General features: G+C 72.0%; 17 protein-coding genes. 7 read left to right on the top strand and 10 right to left on the bottom strand.

What is annotated here, in order from left to right; all coding sequences use genetic code 11:
- Positions 1-90 precede the first annotated feature (90 nt).
- The gene (gene idi / locus ACZ3KP_RS30020) at positions 91-684 is read left to right on the top strand and encodes an isopentenyl-diphosphate Delta-isomerase (protein ID WP_467503126.1); all 594 of its coding nucleotides are present in this window, start codon (positions 91-93) and stop codon (positions 682-684) included.
- A gap of 21 nt (positions 685-705) precedes the next feature.
- Here the strand turns inward: idi and ACZ3KP_RS30015 are convergent, their stop codons facing one another.
- Positions 706-1,200 (bottom strand): ATP-binding protein, encoded by a 495-nt coding sequence (locus ACZ3KP_RS30015; protein ID WP_358981881.1) that lies wholly within the window; start codon positions 1,198-1,200, stop codon positions 706-708.
- A gap of 244 nt (positions 1,201-1,444) precedes the next feature.
- On the opposite strand from ACZ3KP_RS30015, the gene ACZ3KP_RS30010 reads away from it, so the two are divergent.
- The 3 genes from ACZ3KP_RS30010 to ACZ3KP_RS30000 all read left to right on the top strand — a co-directional run bounded on the left by ACZ3KP_RS30010 (position 1,445) and on the right by ACZ3KP_RS30000 (position 5,629).
- The gene (locus ACZ3KP_RS30010; RefSeq protein ID WP_467503125.1) at positions 1,445-2,200 is read left to right on the top strand and encodes an enoyl-CoA hydratase/isomerase family protein; all 756 of its coding nucleotides are present in this window, start codon (positions 1,445-1,447) and stop codon (positions 2,198-2,200) included.
- A 66-nt stretch (positions 2,201-2,266) separates the two neighbouring features.
- On the top strand, positions 2,267-3,136 hold the full coding sequence (locus ACZ3KP_RS30005) for an SCO6745 family protein (protein ID WP_467503123.1): 870 nt from the start codon (positions 2,267-2,269) through the stop codon (positions 3,134-3,136).
- 114 nt (positions 3,137-3,250) lie between these two features.
- The gene (locus ACZ3KP_RS30000; protein WP_467503122.1) at positions 3,251-5,629 is read left to right on the top strand and encodes a Tex family protein; all 2,379 of its coding nucleotides are present in this window, start codon (positions 3,251-3,253) and stop codon (positions 5,627-5,629) included.
- Positions 5,630-5,736: 107 nt separating this feature from the next.
- On the opposite strand, the gene ACZ3KP_RS29995 is transcribed toward ACZ3KP_RS30000, so the two are convergent.
- Complete coding sequence (locus ACZ3KP_RS29995) at positions 5,737-7,377, bottom strand: ABC-F family ATP-binding cassette domain-containing protein (protein ID WP_467503120.1); 1,641 nt, start codon at positions 7,375-7,377, stop codon at positions 5,737-5,739.
- 64 nt (positions 7,378-7,441) lie between these two features.
- Positions 7,442-8,464 (bottom strand): oxidoreductase, encoded by a 1,023-nt coding sequence (locus ACZ3KP_RS29990; protein ID WP_467503118.1) that lies wholly within the window; start codon positions 8,462-8,464, stop codon positions 7,442-7,444.
- A gap of 89 nt (positions 8,465-8,553) precedes the next feature.
- On the opposite strand from ACZ3KP_RS29990, the gene ACZ3KP_RS29985 reads away from it, so the two are divergent.
- A complete protein-coding gene (locus ACZ3KP_RS29985; RefSeq protein ID WP_467503181.1) occupies positions 8,554-9,477 on the top strand; it encodes an NAD(P)/FAD-dependent oxidoreductase in 924 nt (307 codons plus the stop codon).
- A gap of 27 nt (positions 9,478-9,504) precedes the next feature.
- Here ACZ3KP_RS29985 and ACZ3KP_RS29980 read toward each other — a convergent pair whose 3' ends face one another.
- Positions 9,505-11,457: a Xaa-Pro dipeptidyl-peptidase gene (locus ACZ3KP_RS29980; RefSeq protein WP_467503117.1), complete on the bottom strand. Its 1,953-nt coding sequence runs from the start codon at positions 11,455-11,457 to the stop codon at positions 9,505-9,507.
- Between the two features lie 241 nt (positions 11,458-11,698).
- Here ACZ3KP_RS29980 and ACZ3KP_RS29975 point away from each other — a divergent pair, with 241 nt between their 5' ends.
- A complete protein-coding gene (locus tag ACZ3KP_RS29975) occupies positions 11,699-13,168 on the top strand; it encodes a M1 family metallopeptidase (protein WP_467503115.1) in 1,470 nt (489 codons plus the stop codon).
- 69 nt (positions 13,169-13,237) lie between these two features.
- Here the strand turns inward: ACZ3KP_RS29975 and ACZ3KP_RS29970 are convergent, their stop codons facing one another.
- Positions 13,238-13,729, bottom strand: coding sequence for a macro domain-containing protein (locus tag ACZ3KP_RS29970; RefSeq protein WP_467503114.1), 492 nt, complete (start codon positions 13,727-13,729; stop codon positions 13,238-13,240).
- A 42-nt stretch (positions 13,730-13,771) separates the two neighbouring features.
- A complete protein-coding gene (locus tag ACZ3KP_RS29965; RefSeq protein WP_467503113.1) occupies positions 13,772-15,223 on the bottom strand; it encodes an amino acid permease in 1,452 nt (483 codons plus the stop codon).
- 193 nt (positions 15,224-15,416) lie between these two features.
- Between ACZ3KP_RS29965 and ACZ3KP_RS29960 the strand changes: the two genes are divergently transcribed.
- The gene (locus ACZ3KP_RS29960) at positions 15,417-16,172 is read left to right on the top strand and encodes a MerR family transcriptional regulator (RefSeq protein WP_467503112.1); all 756 of its coding nucleotides are present in this window, start codon (positions 15,417-15,419) and stop codon (positions 16,170-16,172) included.
- Here the strand turns inward: ACZ3KP_RS29960 and ACZ3KP_RS29955 are convergent.
- Genes ACZ3KP_RS29955 through ACZ3KP_RS29940 form a run of 4 tightly spaced genes read right to left on the bottom strand, consistent with a single transcriptional unit; the run spans position 16,156 to position 21,879 of the window.
- A complete protein-coding gene (locus ACZ3KP_RS29955; RefSeq protein WP_467503110.1) occupies positions 16,156-18,333 on the bottom strand; it encodes a 3-hydroxyacyl-CoA dehydrogenase NAD-binding domain-containing protein in 2,178 nt (725 codons plus the stop codon). The genes ACZ3KP_RS29960 and ACZ3KP_RS29955 overlap by 17 nt on opposite strands.
- 41 nt (positions 18,334-18,374) lie before the next feature.
- A complete protein-coding gene (locus ACZ3KP_RS29950; protein ID WP_467503108.1) occupies positions 18,375-19,589 on the bottom strand; it encodes an acetyl-CoA C-acetyltransferase in 1,215 nt (404 codons plus the stop codon).
- Between the two features lie 44 nt (positions 19,590-19,633).
- Positions 19,634-20,647, bottom strand: a complete 1,014-nt coding sequence (locus ACZ3KP_RS29945; RefSeq protein WP_467503107.1) for an LLM class F420-dependent oxidoreductase — start codon at positions 20,645-20,647, stop codon at positions 19,634-19,636.
- A complete protein-coding gene (locus ACZ3KP_RS29940) occupies positions 20,647-21,879 on the bottom strand; it encodes a CaiB/BaiF CoA transferase family protein (protein ID WP_467503106.1) in 1,233 nt (410 codons plus the stop codon). The genes ACZ3KP_RS29945 and ACZ3KP_RS29940 overlap by 1 nt, the downstream gene beginning before the upstream one ends.
- Between the last annotated feature and the right edge of the window lie 80 nt (positions 21,880-21,959).

The raw sequence follows: 21,959 nt of genomic DNA, 5'->3' as shown, positions 1-21,959 counted from the left end.
CCCCCTTCCGGCGTGCCCGCACGGGAAGTGTCGGAAGTGTCGGTTTCGTACGGCAGACTTGGGGTGCCAGGACCGAGGCGAAGGATGGGTATGCCGATCACACCTGCCACCACGACGCACAGCACGTCGGAAGGCACCGCGGACGCGATCCTGCTTGAACTCGTCGACGAGAAGGGTGTGACCATCGGCACCGCGGAGAAGCTGGCCGCGCACCAGCCGCCCGGACAGTTGCACCGGGCCTTCTCCGTCTTCCTCTTCGACGAGCACGGCAGGCTGCTGCTCCAGCAGCGGGCGCTGGGCAAGTACCACTCCCCCGGCGTGTGGTCCAACACCTGCTGCGGCCACCCCTACCCCGGCGAGGCGCCCTTCGCGGCGGCGGCCCGCCGCACCTTCGAGGAGCTGGGCGTCTCCCCGTCGCTGCTCGCCGAGGCGGGTACGGTCCGCTACAACCACCCGGACCCGGCCTCCGGCCTGGTCGAGCAGGAGTTCAACCACCTCTTCGTCGGGATGGTCCAGGCACCGCTCGTGCCGGACCCCGAGGAGGTCGAGGCGACCGCCTTCGTGACGGCCGCCGAGCTGGCCGAGCGGCACGCCGAGGAGCCCTTCTCCGCCTGGTTCATGACCGTGCTGGACGCGGCCCGTCCGGCGGTCAGGGAGCTGACGGGCGCGTCCGCGGGCTGGTGAGAGGCCGCACCCGGTCCGCCGTCACGACAGCATCGCGGGTTTGAGCGGCAGGGCGGCCCAGATCACCTTGCCGCCGCTCGACGTGTGCTCCACGTCCACGACCCCGCCCGCCTCCCGGGCGATCTCCCGGACCAGCAGCAGCCCCCGGCCGCCGGTCTGGCCGTGGTCGGCCTCCAGGGCGGTCGGGCGGTAGGGGTGGCTGTCCTCCACGGACACCCGCACCCACTCGGCGCCGACGGCGACCTCGACGGCCAGCACCGGCGACAGCACCGCCGCGTGCTTGACCGCGTTGGTGACCAGTTCGGAGACGATCAGCAACAGTCCGTACACCAGGTCCTCCGCGACGGGGACGCCCTGGCGCCGGAGCAGGTCCCGTACGGCGCGGCGCGCCTGCGGGACGGAGGCGTCCACGGCGGCGGCCGTGAACCGCCAGACACCCTCGTACGGCAGCGGATCCGGCGGCGGCTCGCCGCCCGCCTCTGGACGCGGGTCGTGCCCGCGCCCGTGGTTCTCCATCGTCCGGTCGCCACCCTCGCGCTCGATTGTCACCACACGTCGAGTGTTGGTAACGACCCGCTCCGCTCCGGATGACTGAACACAAGTCAGCAACTATCGAACGGATCTGACCGTTGGCGTATGACAACGTCAGTTGTGGGACCGCTTGCTGACCCGCCGAAAGCCGACTTCGCGAACTATTAGGGTTGTACTGCAACCCTGGGGGCGTGGGGAACCGCGCGACGCGTGGATACCATCCGGCATCATGGAGCCCCGCCTCACCCACCGGGTCGAAGAAGCCGTTGCCACCGTAGTGATGCGCAACGCGGCCAAACGCAATGCGATGACCGCGGCGATGTGGCGGACCCTCCCGCCCCTGCTCGGGGAACTCGCCGCCGACCCCGCCGTGCGGGCGCTGGTCCTCACCGGCGAAGGCGCCACCTTCTGCGCCGGCGCCGACATCTCCACCCTCCAGGGCTCCGCCACCGAGGCCCAGGCCCTCGCCGGCGCCGCCGAGGAGGCGCTCGCCGCGTTCCCCAAGCCGACCCTCGCCGCCATCCGCGGCCACTGCGTCGGCGGCGGCGCACAGCTGGCCGCCGCCTGCGACCTGCGGTTCGCCGAGGAGGGCGCGCTGTTCGGGGTGACGCCCGCCCGGCTCGGCATCGTCTACCCGGCCGCCGCCACCCGCCGTCTGGTCTCCCTCGTCGGCCCGGCCACCACCAAGTACCTGCTCTTCTCGGGCGAGCTGCTCGGCACCGAGCGGGCGCTGCGCACCGGCCTGGTGGACGAGGTGCTGCCGGAGGGCGAACTCGACAAGCGGGTGGCGGAGTTCACCAGGGTCCTGGTCGCGCGCTCCCAGCTGACGCAGGCCGCCGCGAAGGAGTTCGCGAACGGCCGCACGGACCGCGACGCCCACTGGGCGGAGCAGGCCCGCGGCAGCGGCGACACCGCGGAGGGCGTCACCGCGTTCCTGGAGCGCCGCCCGCCGCGGTTCACGTGGTCGGTCCCGGGCCGAGACTGAACAGGCTCCCGGCTCGCCGCGTCGGAGCCCTGGAGTCCGTACCAACCAGTCAGTAGCGTGCTCGCCATGACTACCGCCGTCCTGGAGCCGCTCGCCGGCCGCCGCTGCCACACCCTGCTCAACTCCCTGCACGCGACGCACTTCTTCAGCCCCGAGCTGGCCGAGGAGCTGGCCGCGCTCGGGGTCAACCACCCCCGGGCCGTCAACTTCGCGGTGCGCGCGGCCGCGTTGGGACCGGTCGGGGCCGGGACGGTGACAGCCGTGTTCTACAACTACAAGCACGAGCTGGTGGCCCGGCATGTGCCGGCCGTCTGGGAGGCCGCCTCCCCGGGCGCCGTCCTCGCCGCACGCGCGCGTGCCGTCGACGCGTCGATGCGGCGGCTGCTCGGTGCGGACGCGGTGGTCTGCGACGCGATGGCCGAGGCGGCGGAACTGGCGCTGCGGGCCACCGAGGCGTGCTCCCGCCCGGGACGGCCGCTGTATGCGGCCCACGCGGACCTGCCGGTCCCCGGGGAGCCGCACCTCGCCTACTGGCACGCGACGACGCTGCTGCGTGAGCACCGGGGCGACGGGCACATCGCGACGCTGGTCGCGGCCGGTCTCGACGGTCTCGAGGCGGTGGTCACGCACACCGCGACCGGCAAGGGCATGCGGCCGAAGTGGGTGTTCGCCACGCGCGGCTGGAGCCGGGACGACTGGGACGCGGCCCGGGAACGGCTCCGGGAGCGCGGACTGCTGGACGCGGCGGGCGAGCTGACCGCGGCGGGGGTGGCCCTGCGGGCGGAGATCGAGACGGAGACGGACCGGCTCGACCGGGCGCCGTACGAGCACCTGGGGGCCGACGGAGTGGCCCGGCTGACCGAGCTGGCGCACGGGTTCGCCGCGGCGGCCGTGGCGGCGGGCGCCTTCCCGGCGGATCTCATCGGCAAGGGGTGAGGCGGGTCGGTCGCGACGGGCGGGAACACGGCGGAATGGCGCCCTGCGGCCCGGTTGTCGGTGTCACCTGCCACAATTGCGGCGCAACCTCAGTGGAGAAGGCGGTACGGGATCGTGACGACACCCGGGTCCCTGGTTCCAGGGTCCATCGAAGGCAGGATCGCCGAGGAGCTCGGCGTACGGGAGCGGCAGGTCAAGGCTGCCGTGGAGCTGCTCGACGGCGGTTCGACGGTGCCCTTCATCGCCCGCTACCGCAAGGAAGCGACCGAGATGCTCGACGACGCGCAGCTGCGCACGATCGAGGAGCGGCTGCGGTACCTGCGGGAGCTGGAGGAGCGGCGCACCGCGATCCTGGAGTCGGTGCGGGAGCAGGGCAAGCTCACCGCCGAGCTGGAGGCGCAGATCCGGGGCGCCGAGACCAAGGCGCGGCTGGAGGACATCTACCTGCCGTACAAGCCGAAGCGGCGGACCAAGGCGCAGATCGCGCGGGAGGCCGGTCTCGAGCCGCTGGCCGAGGGGCTGCTCGGCGACCCGACGGTGGAACCGCTCGCCGCGGCCGCCACGTTCGTCGACGCCGACAAGGGCGTGGCCGATCCGCAGGCCGCCCTGGAGGGGGCCCGCGCGATCCTCGCCGAGCGGTTCTCGGAGGACGCCGACCTGATCGGTGAGCTGCGCGAACGCATGTGGGTGCGGGGTCGGCTCACCGCGAAGGTGCGGGACGGCAAGGAGGAGGCGGGCGCGAAGTTCGCCGACTACTTCGACTTCACGGAGCCCTTCACGGAGCTGCCCTCGCACCGGATCCTCGCGATGCTGCGCGGCGAGAAGGAGGACGTCCTCGACCTCGTCCTGGAGCCGGAGGAACCGGCCGAGGGACCGTCCTCGTACGAGGGGATCATCGCCCACTGGTTCGGGGTCGCCGACCGGGGGCGACCCGCCGACAAGTGGCTGGCGGACACGGTCCGCTGGGCCTGGCGGACCCGGATCCTCGTCCACCTCGGCATCGACCTGCGGCTGCGGCTGCGTACGGCCGCGGAGGACGAGGCGGTCGACGTGTTCGCGGCGAACCTGCGCGACCTGCTGCTGGCCGCCCCGGCGGGCACCCGCGCGACGCTGGGTCTGGACCCCGGTTTTCGCACGGGCGTGAAGGTCGCCGTGGTCGACGCCACCGGCAAGGTGGTCGCCACCGACGTCATCTACCCGCACGTGCCGGCCAACAAGTGGGAGGAGGCGATCGCCAAGCTCGCCCGCCTCGCCCAGGAGCACGCGGTCGAGCTGATCGCGATCGGCAACGGCACGGCGTCCCGTGAGACCGACAAGCTCGCCGGTGAGCTCATCACCCGGCACCCGGAGCTGAAGCTCACCAAGGTGATGGTGTCGGAGGCGGGTGCGTCCGTGTACTCGGCGTCCGCGTTCGCCTCGCAGGAACTGCCCGACATGGACGTGTCGCTGCGGGGCGCGGTCTCCATCGCGCGCCGTCTCCAGGACCCGCTCGCCGAGCTGGTGAAGATCGACCCCAAGTCGATCGGCGTCGGCCAGTACCAGCACGACCTGTCCGAGGTGAAGCTGTCGCGCTCGCTGGACGCGGTGGTCGAGGACTGTGTGAACGGCGTCGGGGTGGACGTCAACACCGCCTCCGCGCCGCTGCTCGCGCGGGTCTCCGGCATCACCTCCGGGCTCGCCGAGAACATCGTGAACCACCGGGACGCCAACGGCCCGTTCACGTCCCGCGCGCAGCTGAAGAACGTGGCCCGGCTCGGCCCGAAGGCCTACGAGCAGTGCGCGGGCTTCCTGCGCATCCGCGGCGGCGACGACCCGCTGGACGCGTCGAGCGTGCACCCGGAGGCGTACCCCGTCGTACGGCGCATGGTGAAGACGTCCGGCCAGGAGGTGGCCTCGCTCATCGGCAACACGGGTGTGCTGCGCTCGCTGCGGCCGACGGACTTCGTGGACGACACGTTCGGCCTGCCGACGGTCTCCGACATCCTCAAGGAGCTGGAGAAGCCGGGGCGTGACCCGCGTCCGGCCTTCAAGACGGCCACCTTCAAGGAAGGCGTCGAGAAGATCTCCGACCTCGCCTCCGGGATGATTCTGGAGGGGGTCGTCACGAACGTGGCGGCGTTCGGCGCGTTCGTCGACGTCGGTGTGCACCAGGACGGTCTGGTGCACGTCTCGGCGATGTCCAAGACGTTCGTCAAGGACCCGCGGGACGTGGTGAAGCCGGGTGACATCGTCAAGGTGAAGGTGCTCGACGTGGACATCCCGCGCAAGCGGATCTCGCTGACGCTGCGTCTTGAGGACGAGGCGGCGCCGGCCTCCGCCGGTGAGCGCCGGCAGCAGCGCGGCGGCGGCGCACGTCCGCCGCAGCAGCGTCGGCAGCAGAGCCAGGGGGGCGGCTCCCGCCAGGGGGCGGCGTCCCCGGCCCCGGCGAACAGCGCGATGGCCGACGCGCTGCGCCGCGCGGGCCTGCTGAACCCGAAGAACGGCAAGCGGTGACGACTCCGTCGGGAGCCGTCCGGGGGTGAGGCGGCGGGGAGCCGCATGGCCACCCAGGCCGCACGGCTCCCCGCGCTCCTGAGCAGGCCCGAAGCCCGCCCCAGGGATCAGCGTTCCGTGACCTTGCCTGTGGTTAGCTCCAGGTGGCGGGTCACCCGTACCGCGTCCAGCATGCGGCGGTCGTGGGTGACCAGGAGGAGGGTGCCCTCGTAGGTGTCGAGGGCGGACTCCAGTTGCTCGATCGCGGGCAGGTCCAGGTGGTTCGTGGGTTCGTCCAGGACGAGGAGGTTGACGCCGCGGCCCTGGAGCAGCGCCAGGGCGGCGCGGGTGCGTTCGCCCGGGGAGAGCGTGCCCGCCTGGCGCAGCACATGGTCCTGTTTGAGGCCGAACTTGGCCAGCAGGGTCCGCACTTCGACCGGCTCGGTGTCCGGGACCGCGGCGCAGAAGGCGTCCAGCAGGGACTCGGTGCCGTGGAAGAGCCTGCGGGCCTGGTCGACCTCGCCAACCAGCACACCGGAGCCGAGGGCCGCGTGCCCGGCGTCCAGTTCCACCCGGCCCAGCAGCGCGGCCAGCAGCGTCGACTTGCCCGCGCCGTTGGCGCCGGTGACCGCGACCCGGTCCGCCCAGTCGATCTGGAGGGAGACCGGACCGAGGGTGAAGTCGCCGCGCCGTACCTCGGCGTCCCGGAGGGTCGCCACGACGGCGCCCGAGCGCGGAGCCGCCGCGATCTCCATGCGCAGCTCCCACTCCTTGCGCGGTTCCTCGACGACGTCCAGGCGTTCGATCATGCGCTGGGTCTGGCGGGCCTTGGCGGCCTGCTTCTCGCTGGCCTCGCTGCGGAACTTGCGGCCGATCTTGTCGTTGTCGTTGGACGCCTTGCGGCGGGCGTTCTTGACGCCCTTGTCCATCCAGGAGCGCTGCATCTGGGCCCGGTCCTGGAGGGCGGCCCTCTTGTCGGCGTACTCCTCGTAGTCCTCGCGGGCGTGCCGGCGGGCCACGTCGCGTTCTTCCAGGTAGGCCTCGTAGCCGCCGCCGTAGAGGCGGATCTGCTGCTGGGCGAGGTCGAGTTCGAGGACCTTGGTGACGGTGCGGGTGAGGAACTCGCGGTCGTGGCTGACGACGACCGTGCCCGCGCGCAGACCGGTCACGAAGCGTTCGAGCCGCTCCAGGCCGTCGAGGTCGAGGTCGTTGGTGGGCTCGTCGAGGAGGAAGACGTCGTACCGGGACAGCAGCAGGGAGGCGAGGCCCGCGCGGGCCGCCTGGCCGCCGGACAGGGCGGTCATGTGCTGGTCCAGGTCGACGGCCAGGCCCAGCGAGTCGGCGACCTCCTCGGCCCGCTCCTCCAGGTCGGCGCCGCCGAGGTCGAGCCAGCGCTCCAGGCTGACGGCGTAGGCGTCGTCGGCGCCCGGTGCGCCGTCCACCAGGGCCTGGGTCGCCTCGTCCATCACGCGCTGTGCCTCGGCGACGCCGGTGCGCCGGGCGAGGAAGGCGCGGACGGTCTCGCCGGGCCGCCGCTCCGGCTCCTGGGGCAGGTGGCCGACGGTCGCGGTGGGCGGGGAGAGGCGCAGCTCGCCCTGCTCGGGGGCGCTGAGCCCGGCGAGCAGCCGGAGCAGGGTGGACTTGCCCGCGCCGTTGGCACCGACCAGACCGATCACGTCTCCGGGCGCGACGACGAGGTCGAGCCCGGCGAAGAGCGAGCGGTCGCCGTGCCCGGCGGCGAGGTTCTTGGCGACGAGGGTGGCAGTCATCAGAAGGCCGATCCTAATGGTCCGCGCGGGGCGCTCCCCGTCCCGTTGTCCCGTTCCCGCCCGGTCAGCGGGGCGTCGCCGCCACCAGGACGCCTCCGGTGGTCCGGGCCACGAGGTAGGACGCGCCGCTGGCCGGAATCCCGTGGAGGGGGAGGCGGTGGCTGCCGGGCTCCAGGACGCCGTCGAAGAGGTCGTGGGAGCGGGGGCGGGTGAACCGGTCCAGCCGGTACGCGGTGAGCTGTACCCGGCAGGGCGCGGTGACCTCGACGACGGCGGTGCCGGCGGCGGCGACCATGCGGGTGAGCCGGCGCTGCGGGAGCGGGCTGCGGTCGAGCGCGTGCTCGATCTGGGCGACGAGGAGCGGGATGATCGGGGCGAGCCCGTCGACGTACGCGACCGCCACGCCCGCCCGGTCGAACGCCGCACGGACGGCGGCTCTTTCGGGCTCCTTGGCGGTGGGGCCGAAGGCCACGGCGCCGTAGCAGCGGAGTTCCTCGGCGGGGACGCCGTCGGCGTCGCGGGTGATGTCGGCGCCGATGCCGATGGTGCGCAGGGCGGCGGCCAGCCTGGCGAGGAGGGCGACCCGGGCACCGATCAGCAGGACGCGCCGGGCGGCCGGCGGGCCCGGGTCCGCCAGGAGGGCGCCGAGGGCCTCGCGGTAGCCGGGGCCGTGGAAGCGGAACGGGCCGATGCCGTGGTAGCCGTTGAGCTCCAGGTCGGCGTGCGGGTCGGTCTGCCAGGCGAAGTCGCGCCAGACGTAGTCGTCGCCGTCCCGCTCGATGAGCGCGGTGACCGCGCCGCAGGCCAGGTCCTCGCACTCGGGGCAGCCGTAGATGACGTACCGGTCGTCGGGCAGCGGCGGTTCGGCCTCCAGTAAGAGGCAGCGGACCTGGGCGGTGAAGATCGCGGGCGGGACGTCGGAGGCGAGCGGGGAGACGGCGTCCAGGTCGGAGAGCTGGAACAGCAGCGGGCGGCCGTCGACGATGAAGTCCACGAAGTCCCGGTGGAGCTGGTAGCCGCCGTCGGTGCGGACCCCGCCGGCGCGCGTCGCCGGGGCCAGGCCGAAGGTCGCGTATGCGGCAGACATGCTGTGAGTATCCCCAGAGCGGGACGTTCTGAGCGCGGCATGACATGTTCGGCTAACGTCGCGTTGTGGCGTACGAGCTGAGCGGCGAAGTGATCGTGGTCGGTGCCGGGGTGGTCGGGCTGACCACGGCGGTGGTGCTGGCCGAGGGCGGCCGGCGGGTGCGGGTGTGGGCACGGGAGACCGGTGGGCGTACGACCTCGGCGGTCGCCGGTGCGCTGTGGTGGCCGTACCGCATCGAACCGGAGGCACTGGTCGGGGAATGGGCGCTGGCCTCCCTCGTGGTGTACGAGGAGTTGGCGGCGCGGCCCGAGGAGACCGGCGTACGCCTGGTCGAGGGTGTACACGGGGGGCTGCGGCTGGACGAGGTGGGTCCCTGGGCGGCACGGGTGCCGGGGCTCACGGACACGGACGAAGGTGTCGCGGCGCGCCTTCCGTTGATCGACATGCCGGTCCATCTGGCATGGTTGCGGGCGCGGTTGGAGCGGGCGGGCGGGACGGTCGAGGAGCGGGAGGTGCGCGGGCTGCACGAGGTGCCCGCGCCGGTGGTGGTCAACTGCACCGGGCTGGGCGCTCGTTCGCTGGTGCCGGATCCCGCTGTGCGTCCGGTGCGTGGGCAGCTGGTCGTGGTGGAGAACCCGGGGATCACGACCTGGTACACGTCCGCCGACGAGGTCGAAGGGGGTGCGTCCGCCTACTTCTTCCCGCAGCCGGGCGGTTTGCTGCTCGGGGGCACGGCGGAGGAGGACCGCTGGTCCCTGGAGCCGGATCCGGCCGTCGCGGCCGGGATCGTGGCGCGGTGTGCGGCGGTACGGCCGGAGATCGCCGGGGCACGGGTCCTGTCGCACCGGGTGGGGCTGCGGCCGTACCGGGGAGCGGTCCGGCTGGCGCGTGCACCCCGGCCGGACGGCGGGCTGCTGGTCCACAACTACGGGCACGGCGGGGCCGGGGTCACGGTGGCCTGGGGGTGCGCCCGGGAGGCGGCCGGTCTGGTGGACACCGGACCGGCCGCCTAGGAGCGCGTACTTCCGAGGCCCGGGTGCTCAGCTCGCCGGGACGCGGTGGGTGGTGCGCGGGGCGCGCACGCCGTCCAGGCGGCCCGTGGTGGGGGCGGTCCAGCGGGCGGTGGTGGCGCCGGCGAACGCGGCCGGGCCGCCGACCAGCGGGACCCCGGCCGCCGTACGGGACAGGTCCAGGGCCAGCGTCGGGGTGGTGGACGGCGGATCGATGAGGTCCTTGTCCGTGCCCGCGACGATCAGCGCCAGCCGGTGTCCCTTCGGTACGACGTGGTCGGTGGCCGCCAGGTCGAGGGTGATCGTGTACGCCCTGCCCGGGGTGAGCGGGACGCCCCTGCCGGGGTCGGCGTAGGTGCCGAGGTCGGCCCAGCCGCGACTGAAGACGGTGTAGTCGACGGCCTTGGTCTTGGCCGCGGTCCTCAGGAAGCAGGCGCTGTCACCGGCCGTGCTCTCGCCCCAGCAGGTGCGGTCGGTGAGGGTGGTGATGCCCTCGGCCTCGTCGGAGTAGTCCCGGATGGTGTCCGGGCCGAGGTCGACCAGGACGGCGGTCAGGTGAGCGGTCGAGGTGGTCGGGGTGGCGGTGACCGTGACCGTGGCGGAGCCGGACAGCCGCAGGTCGTGCGTGAGCGGCGCGGTGAGGAAGCCGGCCTTGTCCGGCGTCGGTGTGGCGATCTGGGCCGCCCAGTCGGTCTCGCTCTGCCGCGGGTCGTCGGTGAAGGTCTCGGTGCCGGTGCCCGCGCGCAGGCCGAGGGTGCCGACGCCCGCCTGGGTGCCCGCGGCGGGACGCAGGGTGGTGGCCTGTGTACCCCGCGGCGGCCAGACGGTGGAGGTCACCCACTGGTCGGGGTGGCGTTCGATGTCGGCCATCGGCTCGTGGTCGATCCCGTTGGCGTAGCCGAGGAGTTCGTGGTCGAACCAGCGGTGCAGGGTGTCGACCCAGGCGCCGCGCCGGTAGTCGAAGGGGTCGACGTGGCCGGTCTCGGAGAGCCAGATCTTGCGCCGGACGCCGTTCTTCGCGAGGGCGTCCCACCACTGGCCGAAGTGCTTGGTGCGGACGTTGAGGTCCTGCATGCCGTGCACGAGGAACACGCTGGCCTTCACCTTGGCCGCGTCCTTGACGTAGTCCCGCTCGGTCCACAGGCCGGTCCAGTCGCCGCTGCGCGGGGCGCCGTCGACCAGTTTCCGCTGGACGGCGGCGCACGAGGCGTGGGCCGAGTCGCTCTCCACCGCGTCGGCGAGCCAGTCCGGTCCCGAGTCGTACAGCGGGGCGCCCTGGGCGAAGTAGTAGTCGTACCAGGACGAGATGGCGCTGATCGGGACGATCGTCTTCAGGCCTTTCACGCCGGTCGCGGCGACACCGTTGGCGATGGTGCCGTCCCAGCTCTTCCCGATCATGCCGGTGCGGCCGTTGGTCCAGGTCGCCTTGACGGTGGTGCTGCCGGTGCGGCTGCGGTACGCCGTGGCACGGCCGTTCAGCCAGTCGACGACGGCCTTCGCGGACTGGATGTCCGAGCGGCCGCCCACGTCGACACAGCCGTCCGAGCGGTTGGTGCCGGCCAGGTCGACGCCGACGACGGCGTAGCCGCGGGGCACGAAGTAGTTGTCGTAGAAGAGCGGCATCTGGACGACGTTCCCTTGGGAGTCGTACGTCTTGAGCTGGCTCTCGTTGCCCCGGCCGCAGCACGAGTAGTAGGGGCTGGCGTCCATGATGACCGGCACCTTGCGGCCCTGGGCGGCGGGTTCGGCGGGGCGGACGATGTCGGCGGCGACGCGGTCGGTCTTCCCGTCGCCGTCGGAGTCGAGTCCGGTGTCCACCCAGACCGCCTCGCGGATGGCGTGGGCGTACGAGTAGACGGGCCAGCTCTCCCGGGGGTGACCGGCGGCCTGGGCCGTGGCCGGGGTGAGGAAGGCGGCGATCAGGGCCGCGACGGCCGCCACGGCGAACGGTCTCCAGATCGTGAAGCGCGTACGAATCGGCATGCGGCGGACGCTACCTTGGTCAACTCCCGTGCAGAAGGGGGCGCCTGAGGGACCGTTGGATCGGATTACGGCCGAATGGCGATCGTGTGACAGCAGAGGCCATGGACAGGCCAGGGGTCACAGGGACTGAATAGGCTCCGAACAGGCTCGTGCTCCATCCACCAGATGCATGCTCCATCGACGTGGCGTCCCGGCCCGCTGTGCCGGGGGCGCCCCGGCCCCCTACCGACCTGGAGTTCACTTGCACCGCAGAATCCTCACGCCGGGCGTCCTCGCGGCGGCCTCCCTGCTGCTGGCGATCCCGGCGTCGGCGGCGAGTTACAGCCCCGGCGCGCCGGGCATCGGCGACCCCTACTACCCGTACTACGGCAACGGCGGCTACGACGTCTCCCACTACGACCTGCGCCTGCAGTACCAGCCCGCCACCGACGAACTGGCCGGAACGGCCACGATCCTGGCGCGGACCACGCAGGACCTGTCCAGCTTCGACCTGGACTTCCTGCTGGACGTGAGCGAGGTACGGGTCAACGGGACACAGGCCGCCTTCACCACCTCCGGTCAGCACGAACTGGTGATCACGCCTAAGTCGCCGCTCGCGAAGGGCACGCCGATCACCGTCGTCGTCCGCTACAGCGGGGTGCCGTCGACCAAGAGCGCGTACGGCTTCAACACATGGCACCGCACCCCGGACGGCGCGGTCGCGGCGGACGAGCCCGAGGCGGCCTGGTGGTGGTACCCGAGCAACGACCACCCCCTGGACAAGGCGACCTATGACGTGTCGGTGGCCGTGCCCGAGGGCACCCAGGCGATCTCCAACGGCACGCTCCAGTCGACGAGTACGCAGCGCGGCTGGACCCGCTTCAACTGGCGGCAGAACAAGCCGCAGGCGACCTACCTGACCACGCTGGCGGTCGGGAAGTTCGACATCACCACCAGCACCTCCGAGGGCGGGGTGCCGGTCGTCAACGCCTACAGCAGGGACCTCGGGGACAACGACGGGGCGGCGCGGGCGAGCGTGGAGCGCACCGGGGAACTGGTGGACTGGCTCTCCGGCTATTTCGGGCCGTATCCGTTCGCCTCGGCCGGCGGGTACGTGCCGAACACCACCACCGGGTACGCGCTGGAGACGCAGACCCGGGTGTACTACAGCCCGAAGCAGTTCGCGAACGGCGCCAACACGTCGGTGGTCGTGCACGAGCTGGCCCACCAGTGGTACGGCGACGACGTCTCCCTCAAGGGCTGGAAGGACATCTGGCTCAACGAGGGGTTCGCGCGGTACGCGCAGTGGCTGTGGTCGGAGCACGAGGGCGAGGGAACGACGCAGGAGCTCGCCGACTACGTGTACGCGTCGCATCCGGCCGACGACGCGTTCTGGACGGTCAAGCCCGGGGACCCCGGTCCCGACGACCAGTTCGACATCGCCGTGTACGACCGGGGGGCGCTGGCCGTGCAGGCGCTGCGGAACGCGGTCGGTGACGACGCGTTCTTCGCGATCCTGAAGGGGTGGCCGAAGGAGCACGCGTACGGGAACGCGTCGGTCGGGGACTTCGAGGAGTACGCCGAGAAGGTGTCGGGGAAGTCGCTGGCGGGGTTGTTCGATGCGTGGCTGTTCCAGCCGACGAAGCCGGCGGCATCCGCGTTCAGGGCGGCGGTGGCTCCGGTGCGGCCGAAGTCGTGGAAGCGGATCGAGGCTACGAACGACGTGCACTAAGCGTCTGCCGGGTTCGGTGGGATGGGGGCTGCGAGTCCGTTGTGGCTGGTCGCGCAGTTCCCCGCGCCCCTAAAGAGGCGCTTCATCACCGTGGTCGTAAACGGTGACCGGGATTCGGCGGGCGACCAGCCGCTCGGCTATCAGCGGCTCGATGCGGGACCATTTGCCGCCGGCCAGGCCGCAGCCTATGCGGGGCATGTGGACCGACGCGCCGAGTTCGAGGGTCCGGTCGGCCAGGGTGGCCAGTGCCGTGTCGATCGCCTCGTAGCGGACCGGGACGCCCTTGCTGCCTGTTCTGGTCCCCCGCTGGCCGATCATGTTGGCCACCCAGATGCAGCGCTCGACGCGGACCAGCTGGACCGCGCCCAGGGCGAAGTCGTTGTGCGCGCGGTCGCGGTGCCAGGCCCGGTACGCCTTCTCCGGCTCCGGCCAGCGGCGCGAGACCGCCAGCACGAAGCCCTTGCCCCAGCCCCCCAGGTCGTTGCAGACGTGGGCGATCACCTTGACGCCCTTGCCCGACGGCGCGGTGGCGTCCCCCCGGATGTACGTGATCTCCGACATGACGCCACCCTAGGCGATGCCACTGACAGCGGCGCTGACCTGCTACTTCTGGCTGGACCGCTGGGCGACCCGGCCGCGCACGCCGAACCAGCCCGCCACCAGGAGGGCGGCGATCACCGGGATGAGCAGGAGGGTCTTGCGGCCGACCTCCGGGTCGTTCCACATCATGCCGAGGCAGAGCAGCAGGAAGGCGATCGTGGCCAGCTCGGTGCCCGGGCTGAAGCGGAGGCGGAACGAGGGGCGCTCGACCAGGCCCGCCTTCGCCCGGCGGACGAAGACCAGGTGGCAGAGCATGATGATCACCCAGGTGCTGATGATGCCGAGGGAGGCCACGTTCAGCACGATCTCGAAGGCCTGGCTGGGCATCAGGTAGTTCAGCACGACGCCGAGCACGCAGACCGCGCACGTCAGCAGGATGCCGCCGTAGGGGACCTGGCTGCGGTTCATGCGAGCCGTGAACTTCGGGGCCGAACCCGCCGTCGCCATGGAGCGCAGGATCCGGCCCGTGGAGTACAGGCCGGAGTTGAGGGAGGACATGGCGGCGGTGAGGACCACCAGGTTCATCACGTCGCCCGCGCCGGAGACGCCGATCTTGGAGAGGACCGTGACGAAGGGACTCTCGTCGGCCGAGTAGACCGAGCCGGGGAGCAGCAGGGCCAGGAGGACGACCGAACCGACGTAGAAGAGTCCGACGCGCCACATGATCGAGTTCACCGCGCGCGGGACGACCTTCTCCGGCTCGGCGGTCTCGCCGGCCGCGACGCCGACGAGTTCCAGGGCCGCGTACGCGAAGATCACGCCCTGCATGACCAGGACGACCGGCATCAGGCCGTGCGGGAAGATCCCGCCGTGGTCGGTGATGACACCCAGGCCCGGGGCGGTGCCGTCGACCTTGTGCCGGGTGGCCAGCAGGAAGATGCCGACCAGCATGAAGCCGACCAGGGTGGCGACCTTGATGATCGCGAACCAGAACTCCATCTCGCCGAAGATCTTCACGGAGATCAGGTTCACCCCGAGCACCACGGCCAGGGCGATCAGCGCGAGCGTCCACTGCGGGATGCTCGTGAACATGCTCCAGTAGTGCGTGTAGAGCGCGATCGCGGTGATGTCGGCGATACCGGTCGTCGACCAGTTGAGGAAGTACATCCAGCCGGCGACGTAGGCGCCCTTCTCACCGAGGAACTCGCGCGCGTACGACACGAAGGATCCGGAGGAGGGGCGGTACAGGACCAGCTCGCCGAGGGCCCGGACCACGAAGAAGGCGAAGATGCCGCAGACCAGGTAGGCGAGGGCGAGGGCCGGGCCGGCGTTGTGCAGGCGTCCGCCGGCGCCCAGGAAGAGGCCGGTTCCGATCGCACCGCCGATGGCGATCATGTTGACGTGGCGGTGCTTGAGGTCCTTGCTGTAGCCGGCGTCGCCCGCGTCCGCGGGCGTCTGTGCCGCGTCGGTCCGGGTGGCGACGGCCTGTGCCGTGTCGACGGCGTCCTTGCTCACAGGTGGTTCCACTCTCTGGTGCGCCCCGGGCGGATCGCGCTCGGGGTCCGGACGTACTCGGTCGGCGCGCCCGGTGGGGGCACAGACCAAGCGGCAACCTTCCCCCGGGCACGGGGCACATGCGATGACGTGGATCACAAAGCGGGACTTCTCACGGTGTCGCAGTGCCGGTGTGACAGCGATACTGCTGCACATGACGACCGACACCGACGGCGAGTCCGGGGAGCCCGCGCTCACGATCGACGAGCTGGCCGCGCGGGCCGGTACCACGGTCCGCACGGTCCGCTTCTACGGCACCAGGGGGCTGCTCCCGCCGCCGGTGATCGGTCCCCGCCGGGTGGGGCACTACGGACGTGAGCACCTGGCCAGGCTGGCGCTGATCGAGGAGTTGCAGCACCAGGGCATGACGCTGGCGGCGATCGAGCGCTATCTGCGGCAGCTGCCGCCGGGCCTGAGCGATCACGACCTGGCCATCCACCGGGCCGCGGTCGCCTCCTGGGCCCCGGACGCCGAGGAGACGGTGACCGCCGAGGAACTGCGGCGCCGGGCCGGGCGCCCGCTGGACGGGCCGGACGTCGAGCGGCTCGTCGCCATGGACGTCGTACGGCCCGACGGCGACGCCTACCGCGTCGACCCCGGTCTGTTCCGGCTGGCCGTGCGGCTTCTCGACGTACCGCTGTCCGAGAAGGCGATCCTGGCCGCGCGCACGGTGCTGATCGAGCACTCCCGGGCGGCGGCCCACGAGCTGTCACAGCTGTTGCGGGCGGAGGTCGCCGAGCGGGCCGAGGAGGACGTGAAGTCCCTCTCCGCGCACATGCGGCCGCTGGTGGTGCAGGCACTGCTGACCACGTTCCAGCGGTCGCTCAGGGCGGAGGTGCACCAGTGGCTCGCCGCGCCTGAGGAGGGCGGCGAGCCCGGTGCGGACCCGGACGTCAGCGGGCGTCGGTGAAGGTCTCCCCGTTCTCCGCCTTGGCGAGGAGCAGCGCGGGCGGTGTGAAGCGCTCGCCGTAGGTGTCGGCGAGTTCGCGCGCGCGGGCCACGAAGCCCGCGAGGCCGCCCTCGTAGCCGTTGATGTATTGGAGGACGCCGCCGGTCCAGCCCGGGAAGCCGATGCCGAAGATCGAGCCGATGTTGGCGTCGGCGACCGAGGTGAGGACGCCCTCCTCCAGCAGGCGGACGGTGTCCAGCGCCTCGGCGAAGAGCATCCGCTCCTGCATGTCCCGGAACGGGATCTCGTGGCCGGGCCTGGTGAAGTGCTCGCGCAGACCGGGCCAGAGCCCGGCCCGGCTGCCGTCCTCGGCGTAGTCGTAGAAGCCGGCGCCGCCGCTGCGGCCGGGCCTGCCGAACTCGTCGACCATGCGGTCCACGACCGCCTCCGCCGGGTGCGCCTGCCAGGTGCCGCCCGCCTCCTCGACGGCCCGCTTCGACTCGCGGCGGATCTTCTGCGGCAGGGTGAGGGTCAGCTCGTCCATCAGGGAGAGCACCTTGGCCGGGTAGCCGGCCTGGGCCGCCGCCTGCTCGACCGACGCGGGCTCGATGCCCTCGCCGACCATGGCGACGCCCTCGTTGATGAAGTGGCCGATCACCCGGGAGGTGAAGAAGCCGCGCGAGTCGTTGACGACGATCGGCGTCTTGTTGATCTGCCGGACCAGGTCGAAGGCGCGGGCGAGCGCCTCGTCGCCGGTGCGCTCGCCCTTGATGATCTCGACGAGTGGCATCTTGTCGACGGGCGAGAAGAAGTGCAGCCCGATGAAGTCGGCCTGGCGCTCGACGCCTTCGGCGAGGGCGGTGATGGGCAGCGTGGAGGTGTTGGAGCAGAGCAGCGCGTCGGGGGCGACGACGGACTCGATCTCCTGGAACACCTTGTGCTTGAGGGCGGTGTCCTCGAAGACCGCCTCGATCACCGCGTCGCAGCCGGCCAGGTCCTGCGGGTCCGCGGTGGGCGTGATCCGGGCGAGCAGCGCGTCCGCCTTCTCCTGGCTGGTACGGCCCTTGGCGACGGCCTTGGCGCACAGCTTCTCGGAGTAGCCCTTGCCCTTCTGCGCGGCGGCGATCGAGACGTCCTTGAGGACGACGTCGATGCCCGCGCGGGCGCACGAGTAGGCGATCCCGGCGCCCATCATGCCCGCGCCGAGCACGGCGACCCTGGTGACCTTGCGGGGCTCGACGCCCTGCGGGCGGTTGGCTCCGGAGTTGACGGCCTGGAGGTCGAAGAAGAACGCCTGGATCATGTTCTTCGAGATCTGTCCGGCGGCCAGCTCCACGAAGTAGCGGGCCTCGATGACCTGGGCGGTCTCGAAGTCGACCTGGCTGCCCTCGACGGCGGCGGCGAGGATGCGGCGCGGCGCCGGGTAGGGGGCGTTGTTGGTCTGCTTGCGCAGGGTCGCCGGGAACGCGGGCAGGTTGGCGGCGAACTTGGGGTTGGCGGGCGTGCCGCCGGGGATCCGGTAGCCCGGCCGGTCCCAGGGCTGCTGTGACTCGGGGTGGGCGTCGATGAAGGCACGCGCCTTGGCCAGCAGTTCGTCCGGGGTGGCGGCCACCTCGTGGACGAGGCCGTGCTGCAGCGCGCGCGTGGCGTTGTACTGGGTGCCCTGGAGGAGGACCTTCAGCAGGGCGTCGGCGATGCCGAGCAGGCGTACCGTGCGGACGACTCCGCCGCCGCCCGGGAGCAGGCCGAGGGTGACCTCGGGGCAGCCGATCTTGGTGCCGGGGGTGTCGAGGGCGACGCGGTGGTGGCAGGCGAGGGCGAGTTCGAAACCGCCGCCGAGGGCCGCGCCGTTGATGGCGGCGACGACCGGCTTGCCGAGGGTCTCGATCCGGCGCAGGTTGCGCTTGACCACAAGTCCGCCGTCGAAGAGGTCCTGGGCGGTCTCGGGGGTGACCCGGATGAGATCCCGCAGGTCGCCGCCGGCGAAGAAGGTCTTCTTGGCGGAGGTGAAGACGATCCCCCGGATCGAGTCCTGCTCGGCCTCCAGCCGGTCGGCGACGGCGGCGAGGGACTCGACGAAGGCCGCGTTCATGGTGTTGGCGGACTGATTCGGGTCGTCGAGGACGAGGGTGACGACACCGGTGTCGTCCTGTTCCCAGCGGATGGTGGTGCTCTCGGTCATGGCTCGTGTCTCCGTGAGGTCTGTTGGTTCCGCCGGGGGTTTCAGACCCGCTCGACGATGGTGGCGATGCCCATGCCGCCGCCCACGCACAGCGTTGCGAGGCCGTAGCGCTTGTCCTGGCGCTCCAGCTCGTCGACGAGCGAGCCGAGGATGATCGCGCCGGTGGCGCCCAGCGGGTGGCCGAGCGCGATGGCACCGCCGTTGACGTTGACCTTGTCCAGGGACAGGCCCATGTCCTTCACGAAGCGCAGCACGACCGCCGCGAACGCCTCGTTGATCTCGACCAGGTCGATGTCGTCGATGGTCAGGCCGGCCTTGGCGAGGGCCTTGCGGGTGGCCGGGGCGGGGCCGGTGAGCATGATGGTCGGCTCCGAGCCGGAGACGGCCGCCGAGACGATCCGCGCGCGCGGGGTGAGGCCGTAGCGCTCGCCGATCTCCTTCGAGCCGATGGCGACCAGGGAGGCGCCGTCGACGATGCCGGAGGAGTTGCCCGCGTGGTGGACGTGGTCGATCTTCTCGACCCAGTGGTACTTCTGCAGGGCGACCGCGTCGAAGCCGCCGAGTTCGCCGATGTCGGCGAAGGAGGGCTTCAGCCTGGCGAGGGAGTCGGCGGTGGTGCCGGGCCGCAGGTGCTCGTCGTGGTCGAGGACGGTGAGGCCCGCGCGGTCCTTCACCGGGACCACGGAGCGGTCGAAGCGGCCCTCCTTCCACGCGGTGGCCGCGCGCTCCTGGGAGAGCGCCGCGTACTCGTCGACGTCCCGCCGCGAGAAGCCCTCGATGGTGGCGATCAGGTCGGCGCCGATGCCCTGCGGTACGAAGTTGACGGCCAGGTTGGTCATCGGGTCGTTGAACCAGGCGCCGCCGTCCGAGGCCATCGGCACCCGGGACATCGACTCGACGCCGCCGGCGAGGACGAGGTCCTCGAAGCCGGAGCGGACCTTGGCGGCCGCCATGTTGACCGCCTCGAGACCGGAGGCACAGAAGCGGTTCTCCTGGACGCCTGCCACGGTGTCGGGCAGTCCGGCGGCGATGGCGGCGATCCGTGCGATGTCGGAGCCCTGGTCGCCGACCGGGCCGACGACACCGAGCACGATGTCGTCGATGGCGGCGGGGTCGAGGCCCGGGAAGCGGTTCCGGAGCTCGTGGATGAGTCCGACGACCAGGTCGATGGGCTTCGTGCCGTGCAGGGCGCCGTTCGCCTTGCCGCGGCCGCGCGGGGTGCGGATCGCGTCGTACACATACGCTTCGGTGCTCACTGACAAGCCTTTCAACGAGGGTTCGCGCAGGGCGACGGTGGGGGTCAGAGCCAGTTCTTGACTGTCTCGACCAGGCGGGCCGGGTCCGGGCCGACGGGGGTGACGTCCAGCATGGTCACGCCGGCCTCGCGGAAGGCCTCGATGCGCTCGCGGACGTAGCCTTCGGGGCCGCACAGGGATATGAGCTCGCAGAACTCGTCCGGTACGGCCGCCGCGGCGTCCCGGTGCCGGCCGTCGAGGTACAGCTCCTGGATGAGCCGGGCCTCCTTCTCGTAGCCGTAGGCGACGGCGAGGTCGTTGTAGAAGTTCTTGCCGGGCGCGCCCATGCCGCCGACGTAGAGGGCGATCCTGGGGCGGGCGAGGTCGCGGACGGCGGCCGCGTCCTCGCCGATGGCCAGCAGTCCGCCGGCGACGATCTTCAACTCGCCGAGGGCCGGGTCGCGCCGGGCGGCGCCCTGGGCGAGCGGGGTCCCCCAGACGTCCCGGGCCTTCTCCGGGATGAACAGGGTGGGCAGCCAGCCGTCGGCGATCTCGGCGGTCATCCGGACGTTGGCGGGGCCGAGGGAGGCGACGTAGAGCGGGACCTCGGGGCGGACCGGCCTGGTGAGGATCTTCAGCGGCTTGCCGAGGCCGCCCGGGCGCGGCATGTCGGTGATGCCGTGGTGGTCGATGGTTTCGCGGCGCAGGATCCGCCGGGTCAGCTCGATGGTCTCGCGGGTGCGGCCGAGCGGCTTGTCGTAGGGCTTGCCGTGCCAGCCCTCGACCACCTGGGGTCCTGAGGCGCCGAGGCCGATGATCGCCCGGCCGCCGGAGATGGCGTCGAGGCCGGCCGCCGTCTGGGCGATGAGGGCGGGGGTCCGCGAGTAGACGTTCAGGATCGCGGAGCCGATCTTCATGCGTTCGGTGCGGGCGGCCAGGTAGCCCATGACGGTGGGCGAGTCGAAGCCGTACGCCTCCGCGACCCAGACCGCGTCGAGGCCCGCCGACTCCAGCGCGGCCGCCTCGTCCGCGGCTCGGCGCGGGTCCCCCGCGTAGTCGAGAAAGGTCGAGAGCTCCATCAGGCGGTGTCCTTGTCGTGGGCGTTGCGGGGGTCGCCGGCGTTGCGGGGGGCGCGGGCCTTTCGGGGGTCCTCGGCGTGGGGGCCGTCGGTGGGTTCGGGGGTGGTGAGCAGGGGTGGTACTGCCCAGTCGCGGGCCACCTCGGTGGTGTGGGCGCCCGGTTGCGCGGGGGCGGTGCGTACGCGCGTGGGGGTCGCGGAGAAGCGGGGGGCGGGGGCCGGCTGGGTGATGCCGCCGTGGTCGGTGAAGGTGGCGCGGGCGGCCAGATGGGGGTGGTGCGGAGCCTCCTCCAGGGACAGCACGGGGGCCACGCAGGCGTCGGTCCCCTCGAAGACCGCCGTCCACTCGTCCCGCGTGCGTGCCTTGAAGCGGGCGGCGACCCGCTCGCGCAGCTCGTCCCAGCGGGTCCAGTCCTTGCGGGCGTCGGCCAGGTCCTCCAGGCCGCCGAGCAGGCCGAGGAACTCGGCGTAGAACTGCGGCTCCAGGGCGCCGACCGCCATGTACCGGCCGTCGGCGGTCTCGTAGGTGCCGTAGTAGGGGCAGCCGCCGTCCAGCAGGTTGGCGGCGCGCCGGTCCTGCCAGCCGCCCGCGGCCAGCATGCCGTGGATCATCGCGGCGAGGTGCGCGGTGCCGTCCACGATGGCGGCGTCCACCACCTGCCCGGTGCCGGTCGTGCGCGCGTGGTGGAGCGCCGCCAGGACGCCGACGACCAGGTAGAGGGCGCCGCCCGCGTAGTCGCCGAGGAGGTTGGCGGGTACCGCCGGGGGTTCGTCGGGGCGGCCGATCATGCCGAGGGTGCCGGTGAGGGCGATGTACGCGATGTCGTGCCCGGCGCGGTGGGCCAGCGGTCCCTCCTGACCCCAGCCGGTCATCCGGCCGTAGACCAGTCGGGGGTTGCGGGCGTGGCAGTGCGCGGGACCGACACCGAGGCGCTCGGCGACGCCGGGGCGGTAGCCCTCGACGAGGATGTCGGCCCGGGCGGCGAGTCCGAGGACCTGCGCGGGGCCGCCCGGGGACTTCAGGTCGACGAGCACCGAGCGTTTGTTGCGGTTGGTGACGTCGTACGCCGGGTCGATCGCCAGCCCCGGACCGCCGGGCCGGTCGACGCGGACCACGTCGGCGCCCAGGTCGGCGAGGAGCATCGCGGCGAACGGACCCGGCCCGATGCCGGCCAGCTCGACCACGCGCACGCCGGCGAGCGGGCCCTGTCCTGGCGTCCCTGCCGTGGTCATGCCGCCCCCGGTCCGATGGAGTCGTGTGACACAACTGATGTAACACCGATGATGCTAAGAACACGTTCCACTGAGCACAA

It is taken from the genome of Streptomyces sp. NPDC020958, from assembly GCF_055562175.1.
The sequence above is the reverse complement of the archived record's forward strand: the minus strand, read 5'-3'. Positions and strand labels throughout refer to the sequence as shown.

Bases quoted from the DNA above. Each gene is read 5' to 3' on its own strand.
- ACZ3KP_RS29990 (WP_467503118.1), bottom strand. From the start codon at position 8,464: ATGTCTGCCGCATACGCGACCTTCGGCCTGGCCCCGGCGACGCGCGCC.
- ACZ3KP_RS29955 (WP_467503110.1), bottom strand. From the start codon at position 18,333: ATGACCGAGAGCACCACCATCCGCTGGGAACAGGACGACACCGGTGTC.
- ACZ3KP_RS29980 (WP_467503117.1), bottom strand. From the start codon at position 11,457: ATGCCGATTCGTACGCGCTTCACGATCTGGAGACCGTTCGCCGTGGCG.
- ACZ3KP_RS30015 (WP_358981881.1), bottom strand. From the start codon at position 1,200: ATGGAGAACCACGGGCGCGGGCACGACCCGCGTCCAGAGGCGGGCGGC.
- ACZ3KP_RS29960 (WP_467503112.1), top strand. From the start codon at position 15,417: ATGACGACCGACACCGACGGCGAGTCCGGGGAGCCCGCGCTCACGATC.
- ACZ3KP_RS30010 (WP_467503125.1), top strand. From the start codon at position 1,445: ATGGAGCCCCGCCTCACCCACCGGGTCGAAGAAGCCGTTGCCACCGTA.
- ACZ3KP_RS29995 (WP_467503120.1), bottom strand. From the start codon at position 7,377: ATGACTGCCACCCTCGTCGCCAAGAACCTCGCCGCCGGGCACGGCGAC.
- idi (WP_467503126.1), top strand. From the start codon at position 91: ATGCCGATCACACCTGCCACCACGACGCACAGCACGTCGGAAGGCACC.
- ACZ3KP_RS30005 (WP_467503123.1), top strand. From the start codon at position 2,267: ATGACTACCGCCGTCCTGGAGCCGCTCGCCGGCCGCCGCTGCCACACC.
- ACZ3KP_RS29940 (WP_467503106.1), bottom strand. From the start codon at position 21,879: ATGACCACGGCAGGGACGCCAGGACAGGGCCCGCTCGCCGGCGTGCGC.
- ACZ3KP_RS29945 (WP_467503107.1), bottom strand. From the start codon at position 20,647: ATGGAGCTCTCGACCTTTCTCGACTACGCGGGGGACCCGCGCCGAGCC.
- ACZ3KP_RS29970 (WP_467503114.1), bottom strand. From the start codon at position 13,729: ATGTCGGAGATCACGTACATCCGGGGGGACGCCACCGCGCCGTCGGGC.